The organism is Helicobacter cholecystus, from assembly GCF_003364215.1.
GTDB lineage: Bacteria > Campylobacterota > Campylobacteria > Campylobacterales > Helicobacteraceae > Helicobacter_G > Helicobacter_G cholecystus.
In genome coordinates, this window is the sequence record NZ_NXLU01000020.1 from 1 (window position 1) to 2,287 (window position 2,287).

The window sequence follows — 2,287 nt, forward strand, 5'->3', positions numbered from 1 at the left end:
CTCCATCTGCCATAATCCTCAGAAGCTGGCTGATTTTCCCTTTTTTCCTTGCTTGTTGTTTGGGTCCTAGTTTCTTTTCTTTTTTATCTCCCCCCTCCCTTCCCACTCTCCTAAATAGACCCTATCATCCTCTCCACTTGCACTCTGAGCAACTTCATTTAAGAGAAGAGAGGGGATACTTGGAAGTGCAAAGAGAGAAGAGAGGTAAAGGAGGAGAAATAAGAGAAAGTTAGGCATTAGGATTCTTTGGGAGTAGGGGATTTGGAATGTTTGGGGAGGATTTCATAGCAGAGTATAAGGAAGATAATAAATTCTCCACAATAGAAAAATAGACAAGAATAAGATAAAAAAATCCAGATATTTTCCATTATTTCTCCAAAGTTGATGATTTGAAAAAAATCAATCTAATGAAATAAAAAGAGTGATAAAGGAAGATAACGATTCCCAAGATAATGACATTTAGCGTTATGATGTAAGATATCATGAAAAATATATCAAATGTGGGGTGTCTAAGTTCCATAATCCAAATGATTATCCAACTAAAACACCAAAATAAACATAATCTATCATGTTTGCTTAAGTGAGATTTAAAATGAATTAGGTAATCAATTATCCAATAAAGAACTAAGCTTATAGTAAGAATTGAAAGAGACAAAAGAATGTAGCTTATGGTTTGTTTTTGTATGAAATGAGCTTCTTGGATGCAAAACAGTATAAGGCCAATAAATAAAGACAAATAAATCCATAGCATATGTTTGGTATATCTATTGTTGAGTGGGTATTTTTTAATCAAGCATAATAGGATAAAAGTTAAAAATGGAGTAGTAAAAAATAAATTATCGATTTTATCGTCTTTATAAGCCTGATAAACAAAGATGGAGGTAAATCCTAGAAGCATAATCCTAATTAAAAAATTTTTCATTGAACTTGTTTGATCATGAATAAGATTATAAAAGTAGAGAAAAAGATTAGAGAAAATAAATGGATAAATCAATAGAAACTCCATTATTTCCTCCTCAATAATGGCACTACAGATTCATTCCATTTTTCAGGATTCTTGATTGTTGAGTGAGAATCAATATAGTTTCTTGTTTTAGAAGTGTTGTAATATGAATCTTGCTCAAGTGGAGAAAGATAATTGGGTGTGTATATCTTTTCTGGTTTGACTTTAATATTTGTTGCACTAGGCATTGTTTGTTTTGGATTTGGAGCTAGTGGTTCAAGATCTTTGAATTTAAATTTTAAAGAAAATGGATTCAAACTTTTTATATCACTTTTGCCAAAAAAACTCTGAACCAAATCTCTTGAATCATACACATTCACAACCTTTCCTCCTTTACTTAATGAAGTTTGATTAAACTTTGCATCACTTCTATGAGGTGTAGCTAGAAATATAACTCTATCTAGCTCTCCTTTACTTAACTGTTGTGAAGCATATTTGACTACATTTCCACTAAATTATATATTCTCATTATTTTCTCTGTTTTATTTTGAGGTAAAGTTTTTGAAAAACTCTAAATGAAAATACAATAAGAAAGAGTAGCGTAATCAATGCCAAAGGAATATACCCCATTATGCGAAAAAATCCTTCAAGGCGAATACACAAAAAATGGAATATAAATATAGTTAAAACAAATAAGATACAAAAAGAATCGTAAGGGCTTATTTTTGTAATTCTATTTTTAAGAAGATAAATGAGAAAGAATGTTATAGAACAAAATATAAGAAAGTATTGTATTGGACTCATTGTTTTGTGAAATATATTCTTTCCTGTTAATATAAAATCTGCCTCATATAGTCCAAGTGTCCCAAGCTTTAAGAAGATTTTTTCTTTTAAGATTGCAAAATTAGTCTTTGGAAATAAAACATCATAAAAAATTAAAAGAATGGGCACACCAAAGATGATTAATGAAATAATGAGCATTGTCTATCTCCTCAATAATGGCGCTACAGATTTATTCCATTTTTCAGCAGTTTGAATGGTTGTGTGACTTTCATATTGCTTTACTCCCCAGAACATCATAGACCATATATTTAATATTGGAATATTTGTTTTTGGAAAGGTTGGATAAGGGTTTGGATTCCCTATTGGGATATTGATTGCATTAGGTATTGTTTGTTTGGCAGGATTTGATGTAAAAAATCCCCACTCTCCTCCCAAAACTTTCTGAATGGCTATATCCCCTCTATCATACACATTCACAACCTTTCCTCCTTTACTTAATGAAGTTTGATTAAACTTTGCATCACTTCTATGAGGTGTAGCTAGAAATATAACTCTATCTAG

At 30.8% G+C, this 2,287-nt stretch carries 2 protein-coding genes; both read right to left on the bottom strand.

Annotated features, from left to right (window positions below):
* Positions 1–1,005: 1,005 nt before the first annotated feature.
* The gene (locus tag CQA62_RS06695) at positions 1,006–1,323 is read right to left on the bottom strand and encodes a hypothetical protein (RefSeq protein WP_115585144.1); all 318 of its coding nucleotides are present in this window, start codon (positions 1,321–1,323) and stop codon (positions 1,006–1,008) included.
* 604 nt (positions 1,324–1,927) lie between these two features.
* The coding region (locus tag CQA62_RS06910) for a hypothetical protein (RefSeq protein ID WP_170125570.1) at positions 1,928–2,287 on the bottom strand (360 nt) is incomplete at its 5' end.